Source organism: Variovorax sp. 01T439_2 (assembly GCF_056398445.1).
Map to the genome: position 1 here is coordinate 1 of NZ_JBFTPJ010001252.1, position 1288 is coordinate 1288.

The following is a 1288-nucleotide window of genomic DNA, read 5'->3' on the forward strand; positions in this document are numbered from 1 at the left end:
GCATGAAGAAGGTCGAGCCGTAGGCGCCGGAGCTGAGCTTGAGGTTCAGCTCGGTGTACAGGTGGTGGTACTCGTAGCCCTGCACGCCCAGGAACAGCACGCCCAGCAGCACGGTGAGCCACATGAAGCGGATGGTCTGGGCACGATGGCCGGCACGCAGCGCGTGGTGGGCAATGGTGAGCGTCACGCCCGAGCTCAGCAGCAGCGCGGTGTTGATCGTGGGCAGCCAGAAGGGGCCGACGGTCTGGAAGGGCTCGACGATGTCGGCCGGCGAACCGGTGGCGCCGGCTGCAACGCTGGGCCACACGGCCTTGAAGTCGGGCCAGAGCAGCGCGTTGTCCAGGCTGCCGAGCGCCGGCAGCGAATGGGTGCGGGTCCACCACAGCGCGGTGAAGAAGGCACCGAAGAACATCACTTCGGAGAAGATGAACCAGCTCATGCTCCAGCGGAACGAGAGGTCGATCTTGTGGCCGTACTGGCCGCTTTCGCTTTCGCCGATGGCGGTGCGGAACCACACGAACAGCGTGGCAAGCCACGCGACCATGCCCGCCAGCAGGGACCAGGCGCCCCACTGGTGGCCGTTGATCCATTGGGCCGCGCCGAGAATCACGAAGAACAGGCCGGTTGCGGCCATGACCGGAAAGGCCGATGGCCCCGGCACGAAGTAGTAGGGCGTGGCGCCGTGGGTGGTTGAACTCATATCAGCTCCTGGCTTTCTTTCTTCTCTCGATTCGATGGGTTCTGGATGTCGTGGGCCATGCGGACCGGTCTCAGGGCGCAACCACGTAGCGCACCAGCAGCACTAGGCCGACGATGAAAACGATGACCGCTGCAAAGGCCACCGCGATGATGTGCAGCGGGTTCAGCTTGGCCAAGTCGTCCTGGTAGGCGCTTTTCTTGCGCACCCCGAAGAACGACCAGCACACGGCCTTCACCGTGTCCCACAGCGTGGCCTTGGGCGGCGTGTTCGGTGCGGTCACGAACGGGGCTCATGGGCAGCATTCGAAACAGCGGCCACCGGGGCCGCGGGCGTCTTGCCGCCGACTTCGAAGAAGGTGTAGGACAGCGTGATGGTCTTCACGTCCCTGGAGATCTTCGGGTCGATCACGAAGGCGACGGGCCACTGCTTCTTCTCGCCCGGGTCGAGCGTGTACTGGTTGAAGCAGAAGCACTCGAGCTTGTTGAAGTACGGCGCGGCCTGCTGCGGCGCATAGCTCGGGATGGCCTGCGCCGCCATGCGGCGGTTCTGCACGTTCTGGAATTCGTAGACCACGGTGTTGAGCTGGCC

General features: G+C 64.4%; 3 protein-coding genes. All 3 read right to left on the reverse strand.

The features are described from left to right. Positions 1–700 (reverse strand): cytochrome c oxidase subunit 3 (locus tag AC1DOC_RS34010; RefSeq protein ID WP_478131614.1); only part of this gene is annotated, 700 nt, incomplete at its 3' end. Positions 701–770: 70 nt separating this feature from the next. Beyond that, positions 771–980, reverse strand: a complete 210-nt coding sequence (locus tag AC1DOC_RS34015; RefSeq protein WP_015867158.1) for a DUF2970 domain-containing protein — start codon at positions 978–980, stop codon at positions 771–773. After that, positions 977–1288 (reverse strand): cytochrome c oxidase assembly protein (locus tag AC1DOC_RS34020; protein WP_478131615.1); only part of this gene is annotated, 312 nt, incomplete at its 5' end. The genes AC1DOC_RS34020 and AC1DOC_RS34015, both read right to left, overlap by 4 nt.